Origin of the sequence: Achromobacter sp. HZ01, from assembly GCF_003267925.1 — a bacterium.
GTDB lineage: Bacteria > Pseudomonadota > Gammaproteobacteria > Burkholderiales > Burkholderiaceae_B > Achromobacter > Achromobacter pulmonis_A.
This window is the reverse complement of sequence record NZ_LWKV01000001.1, coordinates 1,200,243-1,215,136: the sequence shown is the minus strand read 5'-3', so window position 1 is coordinate 1,215,136 and position 14,894 is coordinate 1,200,243. Positions and strand designations below refer to the sequence as shown.

The following is a 14,894-nucleotide window of genomic DNA, read 5'->3' as shown; positions in this document are numbered from 1 at the left end:
TCAATCGACGCGGAAGCGGCTGCGGTCCTCTCCCCTGATCCAGTTCGGCGGCCTGCCTATGCCGTTCCAGGTCTGGCCGGTTTCCGGGTGGCGATAGCGCACCAGGTCGGAAAGGTCGGGACCGAATAATTGTTCGGCGGTGATGCCGTATTCGCGGATTTTCTGGCGCATGTCGGCCAGCACTACCTGCAGCTCCTGCCGGCGCAGGCGATTCGCCTCCACTTCGAGACACCGTATGCGCTGCTTGACCTGCCGGTAGTTTTCCGTCATAAAGTCAACCCGATGGTGAATTCGCGATAAAAAAAGTAATAGCAAGCTGTTTATTACGCTATCCGAAAAGCGAAATATTCGAGGGGTTTTTCTTAATATGCCGATTCAAGCTGCCTATTTGCGGCATGTTTATTCGGGGCTTGAGCCCCTGCAGGCGTTTGATGTGGTGTATGGCAGTACTTTCGAGCATCGGCTGGTGTCCTCGCAATTGGCGAACATGGAGCATCAGCGGCTCGTCCTCGGCGACGTCCGGCTGGAAATGGGACGGTACGAATTCCCGGTAATCGCCAACGGCAGCATGCCGAAAGACGGAATCTGCATCGCCTTCATGGCCGAGGGCAGCGACGTCACGCGATACAACACCGAGGCCATCGGCGCCGAAGAGATACAGGTCTATCCGCCCGGGGTCGAGCTTCTTTACCACGCGACCGGGCTTTCGCGCTGGGTCAACTTCACCGTGCCCGAAGAACGCCTGCAGAACGTCGCCATTGCGCGCACCGGCAGGCCGTTGCGGATGAAAAGGCGCGCGGCCTATTCGGTGCGGCTGCGCGCCGGCGGGCGCGGCGTCCTGGGCACGCTGACCAGCGACGCGATGGTGATGGCGCGGCGCCTGTCCGCCGACGGCGGCATGGCGCCGGCCCTGGTCGAGACGATCTGCGAGTCGCTGGTCGCCGGCTACGTGGACGCGCTGACGTCCGCCGAGCCGCTGGACAAGGCCGACGACTTGCCGGTGGCGGAACGCCATCGGCGCCTGGTCATGGCGTGCGAGCGCCTGGTGCTTTCCGGAGAGGCCGCGGATATCGCGCTCGGCGAAGTCGCGCGGCGCAGCGGCTATACCCTGCGCTCGCTGGAGATGATTTTTCGCCGCAGCGTCGGCATGACGCCGGGGCGCTGGTTCATGACGGCGCGGCTCAACGGCGCGCTGCGCGACCTGCTTACCTGCAGCCGCAGCGCCACCGTTTCCGACATCGCGATGAAATGGGGTTTTCGCCATATGTCCAGATTCGCCGAATACTACAGGCGGACGTTCGGAGAGCTGCCCAGCGCCACCCTGGCCCGCACGGGCGTGCGCCCGTAGGCAGGCCCGGGCGCGGCCTCAGAAACTCACCGCCAGCCCCACCGAAAAGCCCGACACGTTATTGCCGAACACGTAGCGCCCCACCACGCGGGTGCGGGTGATGAACACGTTGTAGGCGCTCGAATCCAGTTCCAGGCCGGCGCCCACCGAGGTCAGGCGGTCGAAACCCAGTATGCCCTTCTGGTCGCCCAGGAATTCGGAGTGCGTCAGCTCCAGCACATAGCGCAGCGGCCGTTGCAGCAGGATCGCGCCGGTCGGCGCGCGGTAGCGCGCCCACAGGTTCGCGGACTGGGCGACGGCGTTGCCGCTGACCGCTGCCGAGCTGTCGAAGCTTTGCAGCCGGATGTCGGAATAGCGCAGTTCCACGTCCACTTCATAGCCGGGCCGGTAGTGCTCGTAGTCCAGCATGATGGAGCCGCCCAGGCCGTAGGCGTTGAGCGAGCCGCGGTCGAGGAAGTCGATGTCCTTGCCGGTGCGCTGCCCCACGTACCAGCTGGCCGCGCGCAGGTCGCTGGTGACGTTGCCCAGCGCGAAGTTGAAGATGGGCCGCAGCTTGAGCTCGTCGGTCAGCTTGAAGTCCCAGCCTATGCCGCCGGTGGCGGAGACGCTGTTCCATTTGGTCGGGATGCGGCGGGTTTCGGCGCCCTGGGTGGCGACGAAGGTCGGGTCGTAGCGGCTGCCGGCCAGCACGCCTTCCAGGTAGACGGGGAAGGAATCGGAGATCGTGTCGCCGCCGCCCAGCTGGGTCATGAAGAACTCGTTCGATCCGGTGGTCGAACCGCCGCCGCTGCCGATGTTCAGCGAACTGGTGGTGATGTCGGGAACGATGGAGAACGACATCAGCGCCAGCACGCCGTTGGCGCGCTTTTGCAGGTCGTCCTTGCTCAGCCGCAGGCCCTGGCTCCAGGCCGCCGCGGGCGCGGCGCAGGCCGCGGCCAGCAGTGTCCAGGCGCCCAGGCGGGCGGCCGCCCGCTTCTTTCCCAACCGCCTATGCTTGCTTGCCATGGGAGCCTTCCTATTTGGCGCCGCCGGCCGGATCGACCATGGACTGCCGCTGCGCCACCAGCAAGGCGTCGCTCTGGTCGATGCGTATGGTGCCGATGCGCGGGAACTCGAAGTCGATGATGATGTACAGGGCCGCCGTCATGACCACGGCATAGATCACCTGGTGCAGCAGCGTCTTGCGCCTGGTCGAGGCCAGGTTCAGGCCGACCAGGCCGGCCGCGACCAGCGTCAGGAAGCCCAGGAACACGTAGGTCGCGATGGGCGGATGCACCTTCTGCGCCACGGTCTGGGCGCTGGCGACGTCGAACATTTCGTTGACCGCGCCGACGTAGGAGGCGGCGAACGGCGGCACGCTGGCGCGCGCGGCCTGCATCGAGGTGGCCCAGATCTGCGTCTGCAGCGCCGAGACCTCGGAGGCGATCGCGTCGCGGCGCTCCAGGTCGGCCACGTTGCGGTAGTACTCGATGCGCTTGTCCACGTAGCGGCGGAACTGGTCGCGCAACTGGGGCTGGTCGCCGGCGTGGACCATGTCGATGCGCAGCCAGGCGGTGCCGATGGCGTTGACCTCCTGCACCAGGAGCTCGCGGCGGTCGGCCATGCGCTGGGCCGCGCCGGAGAACGTGAAGGCCACCAGCAGGCCCAGCAGCGCGAATACCGAGCCTTCGATCACCGCGGCGCCGGAGCCGGACTTTTCGTCGGCCCCGCGCCCCAGCCATTTGCCCAGCTGCATCGCGATCAGCAGCAGCACGAAGAACGCGACGGTCAATCCCGCAAGCAGTAGCGAGTAATTCATTCGATCACCCTAGGTATCGTCGTTATTGATGGAAAATCTTCATCGCCAGGCGCTCCCCACCTGGATGTAGAACGCGTTCTGGTCCTTGCTGTGGGCCACGTCTATGCCCACCGCCAGCCCCAGCTTGCGCGCGATCAGGTAGCGAAAGCCCGCGCCCACGCTGACCACGGTCGTCGCGTCGGAAAAAGTCGTCCAGTTGCCGTAGGCTTTGCCCACGCCGCCGAATCCCAGCAGCGACCAGCGCGGCGTGGCGTGCCAGCGCAGTTCGGCTTCCAGCGCCAGGGCGTCGCGGTCCTGGTAGCGGCCGCGCGAGACGCCGCGCAGGTCGACATAGGGTTGCGCATAGAACGGCACGGCGCCGCGCGTGAACTGTCCGTCGCCGCGCAGGCCCAGGGTCCAGCGCGGCGCGACCGGCGTCCAGTGATAGCCGCGGGCGCGGTAGCTTTCGAAGGATTGGTCGCTGCCCAGCCAGCTGCGCGAGAACTGGGCTTCCAGCTCGGCATAGGTGCCGCGGTTGGGATAGAACATGTTGTCGCGCGTGTCGTAGTCCAGCACCAGCCCGGCCTTGCCGATGCGCTGGGCCATCTCCGCCGCCGAAAGCTCGCTGGCGGCCTCGCCGGTAAAGCGCGTGTCCGAGCGGAAATAGGTGTAGCGCGGGCCGACGTACCAGGGCGTGTCCGCGACCCTGGCCAGCACCTGCTGCACCAGGAACGTGCCCTTCACTTCGTAGCTGCGCCCGTGGCTGAAGGCGCCGTAGTATTCGAGATTGGCGCGCCCCTGGGCCAGCGCGCCCAGGTAGCGGTAGCGGTCGCCGTCCCAGCTATGGAAGTGGAACAGCCCGGCGCCGCGCGAGCCGTTCTCGGTGGCCAGTCCGCCGACGCCGGTGATGTTGGGCGGGGCCTTGCGCGCCTCGCCGGCCTGGTCGGCGGCCTCGGCCTGCCCGGCCGACTCGGAGAAGTACAGCAGCATCAGGCCGCCGCCATAGCCGACGGCCGGCTCGGTGATCACGACGGGCACGGGCAAGGCGCCCTGGTGGCGCAGCAGGAAGTCGCTGGTGTCGAAGTCGCCGTCGCTCGAATCGGTGAACGACGGCGTTTCGCCGCGAGCCGGGGCATGCGCCATCAGGCCGCACAGGATCGTGGCCATGACCATGCGCATCATCTCGTATCGGCGCCCGCCATGAACCAGCGCAGATAGGGATTGGCCTGCGCCAAGCGGGCCAGCGCCGCCGCGCTCTCGCTCCATTCGGCCCGGTCGCCGCGGTAGGCGGCCAGCGCGCTGCGATAGAACAGGTCCAGCGCGCCGCGCTCGTTCTCTATCTCCTGGGTCAGCGATTGGGCGTGCGGCCCCAGCGGCGGGTCGCTGCGCAGCGCCAGCAGGGCCGGCAGCGTGCGCACGATTTCGCGCGGCCGGACCCAGGGGGCGTACTCGATGGCCGGACGGTCGTCGGTCACGGGCGCCGCATCGCCGGCGAAGCGCGCCAGCCCTTCCCTGTCGGTCACCCAGGTGGCCAGCAGCGCCGCCGGCGAGCCCACGCCCACTTCCGCCAGGGCCTGGCGCAATTGCGGCTGGGCCATGCGCGCGGCGATGCGGGCATGGCCCAGCGGCATGGGCTGCATGGAGCCCACCAGCAGCATCTCGTGCATTTCGGTGGTCCAGAGCGTGGCGTGCGGAAACACCGCGATGAAGCTGGCTACCAGGGCGCGCGTGTCGTCCAGGTTCTGCGTGGGCAGCGGCAGCCATTGCGCGACCACGCCCTTGGGATTCAGGCGCGACGCCGCCAGTTGGTAGAAGTCGCGCGAATAGAGATTGACCACGCCGGCGGCCGAGGGCGGCGGCGGTTCCAGGGTGATCAGGTCGTAGTGGTCGTCGCGGGTCAGCAGCTCGCGCCGGCCGTCGCGCAGGCGGCGTTCCAGGCCCGGGTCGGCGGCGGCGTCGTAGCTGCCCTTGAACAAAGACCCCGCGCGCAGCACGCCGGGCAGCAGTTCGGCGACCACGCGGCGGTCCAGGCCGGGATAGCGCGACAAGGCGCCGGCGGTGATGCCGGTGCCATAGCCGATCACCAGGGCCGAGCGCGGCTCGCCGGCATGGACGATCAGCGGCAGCAGCGCCTGCAGCCGCATGTAGCGCAGCGACGGCATGGCGTCGCCGGAATTGGACACGCCCTGGATGTAGAGCCGGCGGAAGCGTTTCTCGCCCGCGCCGCGCTCCACGACGGCGACGGTGCCGCCATGGCTTTCCTCGTAGAACACCAGCGTGCTGTCCTTGGCGCCCGGCAGCAGCCGCGCCAGGTGATCGGCCGGCAGCGCCCAGCCCACGATCAGTACGGCGCCCAGCAGCGCGGCCGCCACGGCCCGCGTCATCGGCGCGCGCGCGCGCCAGGCCGCCGCAATGCCGATGGCGCAGGCGATCGCGGCCAGCAGCGCCAGGCCGCGCGCGGCGCCCAGGCGCGGCAGCAGCACGAAAGCGACCAGCAGCGTGCCGGCGATCCCGCCCAGCGTATTGCCGGCCAGCACCAGCCCCGCGCCCTGCCCGCGCCGGGCGGGCGGCACCGCGATGCGCAGCACGGCGGGAAACGCCGCGCCCAACAGCAGCGTCGGCGCCAGCACCACCACCGCGGCCACCACGGCGAAGCGCGCGCTCATGCCGGCCAGTCCGCTGTCGCTCCAGCGCCGCACCGCGGCCTCGGCGAGCGTCTGTGCCTGGATCAGCCAGGGGCCCAGCAGCGCCATGGCCACCAGCGCGGCCACCCCGGCGCCGGCGATCAGGAGCGCGAATACGCGCCACGGGTCGCGCAGGCGGTGCTCCCAGCGCGCGTACAGCGCCGCGCCCAGGGCCAGCCCGCCAAGATAGACGGCGAGCACCACGGAAAAGGCGAACGCCCGCGTGCTCATGAAAGGAACCACCATCTGCGACCACAGCACTTCGTAGCCCATCGCGACCGCGCCGGCGGCGCTGTACAGGCCGATGGCCAGCCATGCGCCTTCCGGCTGCGCGGCCGGGATTGCCGCCTGCTCGCCGACCGGGGCGGCCTGGGCGCGGCGTTGCAGCGCCCAGGCGCCGGCCGCGGCGGCGAGATTCAGGCCCGCCGCCGCGCAGGCCGTGCCGAATACGCCGTAGGCCGGGATCAGCACGAAGGCCGGCAGCAAGGCGCCGGCGATGGCGCCGGCGGTGTTGGCGGCGTACAGCACGCCGCCGGCCCGTCCGACCCGGCCGGCGCCGCAGGCCCGCAGCAATACCGGCAGGGTTCCGCCCATCAGCATCGGCGGCACGGCCACCAGCGCCAGTATCGCCACCCAGGCCAGCCACGGCATGGCCTGTTCCGCGCGCGCGAACGGCAGCGCGCCGCGGGCCAGCGCCCAGGTCACCGCCAGGGCCAGCAAAGCCACGCAGAGCTCGATGCCGGCGTACAGGCGCATGGGCCGCAAGCTGCGGTCGGCCAGCCGGCCCAGCCAGGCGCTGCCCACGGCCAGGCCGAAGAAAAAACCGCTGACGGCGATCGCGATGGCGTGGACTTCCACGCCCACGATCAGCGACAGCTGCTTGATCCACACGATCTGGAATATCAATGCGGCCGTGCCGGAAAGCGCCAGCAGGCCGGCCGCGGCCCACAGGCCGCCGGCGGCGCCGGCACGCGCGTCGGTCGTGGCCGAAGCCGGCATTTCTCGCAGCGCTGAATTCATAAAGTCCTGCTATCCCGGGTTTACGCAGTCAGGCGGCGGGCCGAAGGTGTCCGGACCCGCCGCCGCCCTGCCCTACTTGCCTTGCTTCTTGGCGGCTTCTTCGAACTGCTTTTCGATCGCGCGGTCCACTTCGGCCTGCACCTGGTCCACGCTGAAGGTGGCCGGGCGCTGGCTGGGCGGATACTCGATGAACGTCTGCAGGAACTGCGCGGCCTTCATCGAGGCCATCAGCACCAGATAGTCGTTCTTCACCAGCCAGTCGTAGTACTGGTTGGAAACCACGTCGGCGCGTTCATACGGGTCCATGCGCAGGTTGAACAGCTTGGGCACGCGCAGGCACACGAACGGATCCTTCCAGACATCGAAGCCGCCGGGCGCCTGCTGTTCGCAGAACACGGCCTTCCAGTTCTGGTAGCGCATGGCCACCAGCATGCCGTCGTCGTTGAAGTAATAGAAGTCGTTACGCGCGCTTTCCGGGTCCTTGCCGGTCAGGTAGTCGAGCTGGTTGTAGCCGTCCAGGTGGACCTTGTAGCTCTTGCTCGCGCCGTTCGGCGTCCAGCCCTTGAGCAGGCGTTGCTTGACGTCCGTGTCGCCCACCGCGGCCAGCAGCGTGGGGAACCAGTCCAGGCCCGACACGATGCCCGTCTTGACCTCGCCCGCCGGGATATGGCCCGGCCAGCGCACCATCGCCGGCACGCGGTATGCGCCTTCCCAGTTGGAGTTCTTTTCGTTGCGGAACGGCGTGGTCGCCGCGTCCGGCCAACTGAACTGGTTGGGACCGTTGTCGGTGGTGTAGATCACGATGGTGTTGTCGGCGATGCCCAGGTCGTCGAGCTTCTTGAGCAGCTTGCCCACGTCCTGGTCATGCTCCCACATGCCGTCGGCGTAGTCGTTGCCCGGCATGCCGCTCTTGCCGCGGTGCGCGTCGCGGATGTGGGTGTAGACGTGCATGCGCGTGGTGTTCATCCACACGAAGAACGGCTTGTCGCCCTTGCCGTGCTTGTCGAGGTAGTCGAGCGCCGCGCCGACCGTCTCGTCGTCGATGGTTTCCATGCGCTTTTTCGTCAGCGCCCCGGTGTCTTCCACCTTGCCGTCGGCCGAAGCCTTGATCACGCCGCGCGGCGTGAAGTTCTTCACGAACGAATCGTCGGCGCCCTTGGGCCAGTACGGACGCTCCGGTTCTTCCTCGGCGTTCAGGTGATACAGGTTGCCGAAGAATTCGTCGAAGCCGTGCTTGGTGGGCAGGTACTCGTCACGGTCGCCGAGGTGGTTCTTGCCGAACTGCGCGGTCACGTAGCCGTGCGACTTCAGCGCCTGGGCGATGGTGATGTCGCGGTCCTGCAGGCCGACCGGCACGCCGGGCATGCCGACCTTGGACAGGCCGGTGCGGCGCGGCACCTGCCCGGTGATGAAGGTCGACCGCCCCGCCGTGCAGCTGTTTTCGGCGTAGTAGTCGGTGAAGATCAGCCCTTCCTTGGCGATCCGGTCGATGTTCGGCGTGGTGTAGCCGACCACGCCCCTGGAGTAGGCGCTGATGTTCGTCTGGCCGATGTCGTCGCCGAAGATGACGAGTATGTTCGGCTTCTTGCCGGAATCCTGGCCCTTGGCCTGCGCGCCCTGGGCATGCGCCGCCCCGGCCATCGCCAGCCCTCCTGCGGCGATGAGCGCCGCTCCCAACCATCGTGTTGCTTTCATTACCGCTCTCCTTGCCCGTGCTCGGGCCCCTGGGTCAACAAAAAGATCAAGGCTTCTCGAAGCCGTAGACCTGCTTCCACTCCTGCTGCATGTCGACGACCGTCCAGCCGCGGGCGCGGGCCTCGTCCAGCGCCTTGTCCAGGCGGCCGAAGCTCGACTGCCGGTCATAGGCCCATTCGCGCTTGGCGTCGGTGTGATGAACCAGTCCGGCGAAGCGCTTGCCGGGGCCGGCCATGGTCCACTGCAGCATCTGCAGGTCGCCGTCGGAGTTGCCGAAGGCCAGGATCGGGCGGCGCCCGATGCCGTGCTGGATCGCCACCGGCTTGCCGGGGCCGTCGTCGTTGAACGCCAGCTTGGCCTGGCGCATCAGCCGCGGCTGGCCCTGGTCGAGCTGGTAGACCGTGGTCACGCTGCTGCCGATCACCTGTTCGGGCGGAATGCCGTAGGCGGCCTGCGTCCATGGCCGCATGAATTCGACCTCGCCGCCGGAAACGATGTAGGTCTTGAAATCGTGCGCGCGCAGATAGTCCAGCAGTTCGCGCATGGGGGCGTAGGTCATGCTGGTGTACGGCAGGCCGGTGCGCGGATGGCGCGCGGTCTTGAGCCAGTCCTGCACGCTCTGGGTGAAATCGGCCGTGGTCATGCCGCCGTGGGTCGCGGCCACGATCTCCAGCATGCCGCGTTGGCCGCTCTTGGCCAGCGCGGCGCGGTCGCCCTCCAGCACGGCCTTGAACGGCTGGCGGCTGCGCCATTCGGGATGGGATGGCGCCAGGGCCTGCACCCGGTCCAGCGAGAATTGCAGCTCGAAATACATGGGCTGCTCGCTCCACAGCGTGCCGTCGTTGTCGAACACGGCGATGCGCTCCTCCGGCGCGACGAAGTCGGGGCTGCCGGGCGTGGCCACGGCCTGCACGAACTCGACGATGGCGCTGCGCGAAGGCCCGTCGTTCCAGGAAGGCAGCGCAGCCTGCGGCCGCGATTGCGGTTCGGTGGCCGCGCAGCCGGCCAGCAGGCCCAGCGCCAGCAGCCAGGTCCAGGCGGTCAGGCGCCGCAGGCTTTGAAGTGGATCGATACGCCGCATCATTGTCTCCCCATGCGTGTTGCTCGTCGCGGTTGTACGGAATTCAGTTCCGCCGGCAAGGCGTGGCGGTCCGGGGCGCGGCGGCGCCAGGCCTTGCGCCAGCCGCGGCTGGCGGAGGCGAGCTGCCCGCGCCAGCCGGCATGCCCGGCGCCTGCGCCATACGCCTGGCGCAGCGCGTTTTCCGCCAGGCTGCGATCGGCCGGCGACATCCGCGCCAGCGCGCCGCGCAGCCCGACGGCGCCGCGGATGCGCCGCAGCCAGCGATAGCACGCGCTCAGGCCCGGCTCGGCGCCGCGCGCCTCGCGCCGCCAGGCGCGCCAGTAATAGGGTTCGCTGGCGCGCCAGCGCGCCTGCGCGCGTCGCAGGCCGGCCCGCAGCGCGCGCGCGAGCCGGCGCCACCAGGGCCAGCCCAGCCACAGCGCCAGCGCGGCGACGGCCGCGGCCAGCAGCGCCTGCATGGCGCCGGCGGGCAGCGCCCAGCGCAGGCCATGGCGCAGCTGCGCCAGGTCGTCGGCCAGCGAGAACGGCACCGCGGCCGCAGGCGCGGCGGCCACTTCGACTTCGCGGCCGGGCAGCGTCTGCGCGCGGGGTTCGCCGCTGGCGCCATCGGTCCAGTGCAGCGTGATGGGCGGCAAGGCGTAATGGCCAGGCTCCCGGGCCACGTAATCGGCCCGGTCGATGCGCTGGCCGCCCTTGAAGCGGCCGCGTCCGTCGGTCAGCGTCGTGACCTCGGGTTCGCGCGGATAGCGCTTGAAGTTCGGCACCTCGTCCAGCGGCGCGGGCTGCAGCAGCATGGCCTGCACGCCGTCGGCGCGCTGGGTGATGCTGCGCGTGATGCGTCCGCCCTGCACCAGCGGGTCGGGGGCGAGCGTGTAGTCCTGGGTGACGGTGAGTGCGCCCGCGACTTCACCGGGCTGCGCCTGCCCGGCGAACTCGATCTGCAGGGGCGCGCTGGCGGCCGTCGCGGCCGCGCCCGAGGGGCCGAGCTGCGCGCTCACGCTCAGCGCGGGGATGGCGATCGTGCCGGGCGCGGCCGCGCTCAGCAGGAAGGTGTAGCGCAGGCCGTTCAGCGGCACGCCGTCGCGGGTGTCGCGGATCAGTTCGGCCTGGCCGGAAGGCGGCGTCACCATCAGGCCGTTCACTTCCAGCGTGGGCAGTTGCGGCGGCTGGGTGAACCAGGTCGTGGTCATCACGTCCAGTTGCAGCTGCAGCGTGGCGCCGGTCTGCGCCTGCGCGGGCGCGCGCGCCGTGACGTACAGCTGCGGCGTGTCCTGGGCCCGGGCGGGCGCGGCCAGGATCAGCAGCAGCAACAGCAGCCAGCGGGTCAATGCGCGCATCATGGCCGCACCCCCGCGTCCTGGGCCGCGAACTTGCCGCGCAAAAAGCGCGCCGGCGACAGGGTCAGATTGCGCAGCCACACTTCCGCCGAGGCGGCCTGCTGCACCTGCACCGTGGCGAGCTGGCCGGCCTTGGCGCTGCGGTCGGCGATGGTCTGGTCCGGCGGTTCGGCCTGTTCGCCCTGCTGCTCCTGGCTCATGGCCGCCAGCAGCCGCGTCACGATGCCGCGATTGACCACGGCCGGCTCCCAGCCGGGCTTGAGCGCCAGCGCGCGGTCATAGGCGGCGAGCGCGGCGTCGTAGCGCCGCAGCCGGACCTGGGTGTTGCCCACGTAGAAATAGGCGTCGGCGCTGGTCAGTTGCGAAAACGCCTTCAGCGCGGCGGCGTAGTCGCCGGCGGCGTAGGCCGCGCGTCCCTTCCAGTAGGGGTCGGTGTAGTGGGCGGCGGCCGCCTGGTAATCGCCGCGTTCGAATGCGAGCCGGCCCTGCTGGTCGGGCGTCAGGAAAGCGTCGGCCAGGCCGCCGGCGCGCGTATCGGGCGGCGCGCCCAGCGCCAGCACGCCCGCCACCAGGCAAGCCTGCCAGCTCACGCGCCAGCCGCGCCGGACCGCGACCAGCGCCAGCAGCGCCAGGGGCCAGCACAGCCAGTAGCCGGCGTCCTTCCAGTGCGGCGGTCCGGAAAGCGCGTCCTGCACCGCTTCGAAGTGCTGCTGCGCGTGCAGCGTGATCCAGTCCAGATCGTCGGCGCTGGCCGTCAGGCTGCCCAGCGGCGCGCCGGCGGCGCGGGCCATATCGCGCAGCGCCGCCTCGTCGATGCCGCCCTGCGGCTGGCTGCGGCCAACGGCCATGATCAATACCTGCAGGTTGGCGGCGGCCTGGGCGCGCTGGCGCACCGCGTCCGCGGGCGCGGCGCCGTCGGTCATCAGCAGCAGCGTCCCGCCTGCGCGCTCGGCCGCCAGCACTTGCGCCGCCTGGTCGATGGCGCCGGCCACGTCGCGCCCTTCGCTCTGGATCAGTCCGGTGGACAGGGCCTGCACGAACAGGTCCAGCAGGTCGCGGTCATCGGTGGGCGGCAGCACCAGGTGGCTGCTGCCCGCGTAGGCGATCAGCCCGGTCCTGGCCCCGGCGCGGCGCGCCGCCAGGTCGCGCACGGTCTGCTTGGCGGCCTCCAGCCGCGACGGCGGCACGTCGGTGGCGTCCATCGAGGCCGACAGGTCCACCGCGACCACCAGCGGCGCCGTGTTGTCGAGGAAGCCGGGCTCGTCGCGCTGCCATGCCGGCCCGGCGGCGGCCACCGACGCCAGCGCCAGGAACAGCGCCAGCAGATCGAGCGGACGCGGACCGCGCGCGCCGGCCACGCGCACGGTCAGGTAAGGCAGCAGATGCGGGGCGATGCCGTGGCCGCGGCCGATGCCGGCCTGGCCGGCGCGCCCGGCCCACCACAGCGCGGCCGCCAGCGCCACGCCCAGCAGGAACCACGGCCGCAGGAAATGGAAGGCGCTCAGGTCCATGCGTCCTCCCTGCGCTTTTCCCGGCCCGCGTCCCCGCGGGCGCCGAGCCAGCCGCGCAAAGCGCCCGCCACGTGCCATAGCGCCAGCAGGCCGATGGCCGCCAGCAGCGGCACCCAGAAGTATTCGCGCGTGGGCTGGTGGCGCAGCGTCTTGACCTCCTGCGGCGTGAGACGGTCGAGTGTGTCGTACACCGCCTGCAGCGCGGCCAGGTCGGCGGCCTGGAAAAAGCTGCCGCCGGTGGCGCGCGCGATCGCCTGCAGCGCGCCGAAATCCACGCGGTCCTCGCCGCTGGCCCTGGGATCGCCGATGCCGATGGTGTGCACGGTGATGTGGTGCGCGGCGGCCAGCTCGGCCGCGCGCGGCGGCGGCACGGCGCTGCCGGTGTCGTTACCGTCGGTCAGCAGGATCATCACCTTGTCGCGCTCGTCGGCCGCGTCCAGCATGCGGATGCCCAGCCCGATCGCGTCGCCGATGGCGGTGTTCGGCCCCGCCATGCCGACGGCGGTCTGGTCCAGCAGCAGCTGCAGCGTGGCGTGGTCGCGCGTCAGCGAGGCCTGCGGATAGGCGCCGGTGCCGAACACGATCAGGCCCAGCCTGTCGTTCTTGCGCTTGGCGATGAAGTCGGCCACCACCGCCTTGACGGCCTGCCAGCGCGTCGCTGGCCGGCCCTGCGCGTCGCGGAAGTCGGCGCTGTCCATGGATTGGGAAATGTCCACGGCCAGCAGGATGTCGCGCACCGGTTCCGTATGGGTCAGCGGCGGCTCCACCCATTGCGGGCGCGCCAGCGCCAGCAGCACCAGCAGCCACACCGCGACGTTGAGCCACAGCTGGCCGCGGCCGGCCTGGACGCCCGGGCGCGACGGCGATTTGCCGGTAAGCCGCGCCATGGCGTCGAAGAACGGCGTGCGCAAGGCGCTGCGCGCCTGCACGTAGGGAGGCAGATAGCGGTAGGCCAGCCATGCCAGCGGCGCGGCGGCCAGCAGCCAGAGGTATTCAAGCCGCCACATGGCCGTGCTCCGTCCGGTGCTTTTCCATCCACAGGCGGCTGGCGGCCAGCAGCGCGCGCAGCGCCGCCGGATCGAGTCCGCGCACCGCCGCGTCGGGGGCATAGGCCAGCGTCGCCAGCAGGCGCGCGCCGTCGTCCGGCATGGCCGGGCCGCAGCGCCCCATCCAGGCCAGCCAGGCCGGGCCGGCCAGCGACGGCAGCGCGTCGTCGCGCGGACTTGCGGCCAGCGCGGTGCGCTTGAGCAGATCCGGCAGGCGGCGCAGCGCCAGCGGATCGGCGGCGGCCGCGGTTTCCAGGCGTCCGAGTTCGGCCAGCGCCTCGCGCCGGTAGCGGTTGTCGCGATGCCGGCGCCAGGCGCGCGCGCCAAACCAGATGGCCGCGGCGGCGGCGGCCAGGGCCACCGCGGCCCAGCCCCAGGTCTGCGGCCAATAGGAAACCGGCGGCGGCAGCGGCAGCTCGCGCAATTGGTCCAGGCCGGGCGGCGCGGCGCTCATGTCCGCCCTCCCCCCGGCCGCAGGCGGCCCAGTTCGCGGCGCAGCTGCATCAGCTCGTCCTGCGCCGTGTCTATGGTCAGCAGCGGCACGCGGCTGCGCCGCAGCAGGTCGGCCACTTCGCGCAGCCGGCCGCTGAAGAAATCCGCCAGCGGCTGGCGTTCGCGCTGCCGCCCCACCGCGATCTCCAGCTGCAGTTCGCCCTGGGTCACCAGCAGGCGGCCGCGCCGCGGAATGTTCTGCGCCATGGGGTCGAACACCAGCACCGCGATCACGTCGTTGTGGGCGGCCAGTTGCCGCAGGCGGCGCAGCGTCTCGTCGTCTGCGCCCGCGAAATCGCTGACGATGCAGACCAGGCAGTCGTGCGGCGCCTGGGCCAGGGCCGCGCGCAGCGCAGCGTTCAGGCCTTCGGGGCGCGGCGGCCCGGGGCGTTCGGCCGACAGGCCGCGATTGGCGCGCACGATCTCCGCCAGGAAACCGCGCACGCGGTCGCGGCTGCGCAGCGGCTTGACGCCGCGCTGGCCCTCGTCGTCGAACACGATGCCGCCGACCCGGTCGCCGGCGCGCAGCGCCATCCACGCGGCCGCGGCGGACAGTCTTGCGCCCACCGCGCACTTGAAGGCTCGCACCGAACCGAAATACATGTTCATGCGCTGGTCCGCCAGCACCAGCGTGGGCCGGTCGCGTTCCTCGGTATAGGCGCGCACGTAGGGCTTGCCATAGCGCAGCGAGGCCCGCAGGTCCAGCTGGCGCAGGTCGTCGCCGGCCACATAGCGGCGCAATTCCGCGAAATCCAGGCCCCGTCCGCGCAGCCGCGAGCTATGCAGGCCGGCCAGCACGCTGCTCAGCGGCTGGCGCGCCAGGAACGACAGCCCCGCCACGGCGCCTTCGAGGGCGACCAGCTCGGCCAGCGGAGGATGCACGGGATGCGGCTGCATGGGCCA

Annotated in this window: 13 protein-coding genes; 1 reads left to right on the top strand and 12 read right to left on the bottom strand. The window is 70.5% G+C overall.

What is annotated here, in order from left to right:
- Nucleotides 1–270 carry an H-NS histone family protein gene (locus A6B37_RS05705; RefSeq protein ID WP_102771130.1) on the bottom strand — a complete coding sequence of 90 codons (270 nt, stop codon included), beginning with the start codon at nucleotides 268–270 and terminating at the stop codon, nucleotides 1–3.
- A gap of 97 nt (nucleotides 271–367) precedes the next feature.
- Here A6B37_RS05705 and A6B37_RS05700 point away from each other — a divergent pair, with 97 nt between their 5' ends.
- Complete coding sequence (locus A6B37_RS05700; RefSeq protein ID WP_102771131.1) at nucleotides 368–1,348, top strand: helix-turn-helix domain-containing protein; 981 nt, start codon at nucleotides 368–370, stop codon at nucleotides 1,346–1,348.
- A gap of 18 nt (nucleotides 1,349–1,366) precedes the next feature.
- Here A6B37_RS05700 and A6B37_RS05695 read toward each other — a convergent pair whose 3' ends face one another.
- The 11 genes from A6B37_RS05695 to A6B37_RS05645 all read right to left on the bottom strand — a co-directional run bounded on the left by A6B37_RS05695 (nucleotide 1,367) and on the right by A6B37_RS05645 (nucleotide 14,888).
- On the bottom strand, nucleotides 1,367–2,353 hold the full coding sequence (locus A6B37_RS05695) for a hypothetical protein (RefSeq protein WP_246842377.1): 987 nt from the start codon (nucleotides 2,351–2,353) through the stop codon (nucleotides 1,367–1,369).
- 10 nt (nucleotides 2,354–2,363) lie between these two features.
- The gene (locus tag A6B37_RS05690; protein ID WP_111825172.1) at nucleotides 2,364–3,146 is read right to left on the bottom strand and encodes a hypothetical protein; all 783 of its coding nucleotides are present in this window, start codon (nucleotides 3,144–3,146) and stop codon (nucleotides 2,364–2,366) included.
- 39 nt (nucleotides 3,147–3,185) lie between these two features.
- Nucleotides 3,186–4,268 (bottom strand): BamA/TamA family outer membrane protein, encoded by a 1,083-nt coding sequence (locus tag A6B37_RS05685; RefSeq protein WP_111825550.1) that lies wholly within the window; start codon nucleotides 4,266–4,268, stop codon nucleotides 3,186–3,188.
- A gap of 35 nt (nucleotides 4,269–4,303) precedes the next feature.
- Complete coding sequence (locus A6B37_RS05680; RefSeq protein WP_111825171.1) at nucleotides 4,304–6,829, bottom strand: fused MFS/spermidine synthase; 2,526 nt, start codon at nucleotides 6,827–6,829, stop codon at nucleotides 4,304–4,306.
- Nucleotides 6,830–6,901: 72 nt separating this feature from the next.
- Nucleotides 6,902–8,524: an arylsulfatase gene (locus A6B37_RS05675; RefSeq protein WP_102771134.1), complete on the bottom strand. Its 1,623-nt coding sequence runs from the start codon at nucleotides 8,522–8,524 to the stop codon at nucleotides 6,902–6,904.
- Nucleotides 8,525–8,570: 46 nt separating this feature from the next.
- Complete coding sequence (locus tag A6B37_RS05670) at nucleotides 8,571–9,605, bottom strand: HAD family hydrolase (protein WP_111825170.1); 1,035 nt, start codon at nucleotides 9,603–9,605, stop codon at nucleotides 8,571–8,573.
- Nucleotides 9,605–10,945: a hypothetical protein gene (locus A6B37_RS05665; protein ID WP_246842376.1), complete on the bottom strand. Its 1,341-nt coding sequence runs from the start codon at nucleotides 10,943–10,945 to the stop codon at nucleotides 9,605–9,607. The genes A6B37_RS05670 and A6B37_RS05665 overlap by 1 nt, the downstream gene beginning before the upstream one ends.
- Nucleotides 10,942–12,453, bottom strand: a complete 1,512-nt coding sequence (locus A6B37_RS05660) for a VWA domain-containing protein (protein ID WP_111825169.1) — start codon at nucleotides 12,451–12,453, stop codon at nucleotides 10,942–10,944. The genes A6B37_RS05665 and A6B37_RS05660 overlap by 4 nt, the downstream gene beginning before the upstream one ends.
- Nucleotides 12,444–13,460, bottom strand: coding sequence for a VWA domain-containing protein (locus A6B37_RS05655; protein ID WP_102771137.1), 1,017 nt, complete (start codon nucleotides 13,458–13,460; stop codon nucleotides 12,444–12,446). The genes A6B37_RS05660 and A6B37_RS05655 overlap by 10 nt, the downstream gene beginning before the upstream one ends.
- The gene (locus tag A6B37_RS05650; RefSeq protein ID WP_111825168.1) at nucleotides 13,447–13,953 is read right to left on the bottom strand and encodes a DUF4381 domain-containing protein; all 507 of its coding nucleotides are present in this window, start codon (nucleotides 13,951–13,953) and stop codon (nucleotides 13,447–13,449) included. Before A6B37_RS05650 ends, A6B37_RS05655 begins: the two co-directional genes overlap by 14 nt.
- Entirely contained in the window at nucleotides 13,950–14,888 is a 939-nt protein-coding gene (locus A6B37_RS05645) for a DUF58 domain-containing protein (RefSeq protein ID WP_102771139.1), read from the bottom strand. Before A6B37_RS05645 ends, A6B37_RS05650 begins: the two co-directional genes overlap by 4 nt.
- Nucleotides 14,889–14,894 lie beyond the last annotated feature (6 nt).

Excerpts from the sequence above, each read along its gene's own strand:
- A6B37_RS05650 (WP_111825168.1), bottom strand. The coding sequence starts at position 13,953 with ATGAGCGCCGCGCCGCCCGGCCTGGACCAATTGCGCGAGCTGCCGCTG.
- A6B37_RS05655 (WP_102771137.1), bottom strand. The coding sequence starts at position 13,460 with ATGTGGCGGCTTGAATACCTCTGGCTGCTGGCCGCCGCGCCGCTGGCA.
- A6B37_RS05665 (WP_246842376.1), bottom strand. The coding sequence starts at position 10,945 with ATGATGCGCGCATTGACCCGCTGGCTGCTGTTGCTGCTGCTGATCCTG.
- A6B37_RS05660 (WP_111825169.1), bottom strand. The coding sequence starts at position 12,453 with ATGGACCTGAGCGCCTTCCATTTCCTGCGGCCGTGGTTCCTGCTGGGC.
- A6B37_RS05675 (WP_102771134.1), bottom strand. The coding sequence starts at position 8,524 with ATGAAAGCAACACGATGGTTGGGAGCGGCGCTCATCGCCGCAGGAGGG.
- A6B37_RS05685 (WP_111825550.1), bottom strand. The coding sequence starts at position 4,268 with ATGGCGCATGCCCCGGCTCGCGGCGAAACGCCGTCGTTCACCGATTCG.
- A6B37_RS05670 (WP_111825170.1), bottom strand. The coding sequence starts at position 9,605 with ATGCGGCGTATCGATCCACTTCAAAGCCTGCGGCGCCTGACCGCCTGG.
- A6B37_RS05645 (WP_102771139.1), bottom strand. The coding sequence starts at position 14,888 with ATGCAGCCGCATCCCGTGCATCCTCCGCTGGCCGAGCTGGTCGCCCTC.
- A6B37_RS05705 (WP_102771130.1), bottom strand. The coding sequence starts at position 270 with ATGACGGAAAACTACCGGCAGGTCAAGCAGCGCATACGGTGTCTCGAA.
- A6B37_RS05690 (WP_111825172.1), bottom strand. The coding sequence starts at position 3,146 with ATGAATTACTCGCTACTGCTTGCGGGATTGACCGTCGCGTTCTTCGTG.
- A6B37_RS05695 (WP_246842377.1), bottom strand. The coding sequence starts at position 2,353 with ATGGCAAGCAAGCATAGGCGGTTGGGAAAGAAGCGGGCGGCCGCCCGC.
- A6B37_RS05680 (WP_111825171.1), bottom strand. The coding sequence starts at position 6,829 with ATGAATTCAGCGCTGCGAGAAATGCCGGCTTCGGCCACGACCGACGCG.
- A6B37_RS05700 (WP_102771131.1), top strand. The coding sequence starts at position 368 with ATGCCGATTCAAGCTGCCTATTTGCGGCATGTTTATTCGGGGCTTGAG.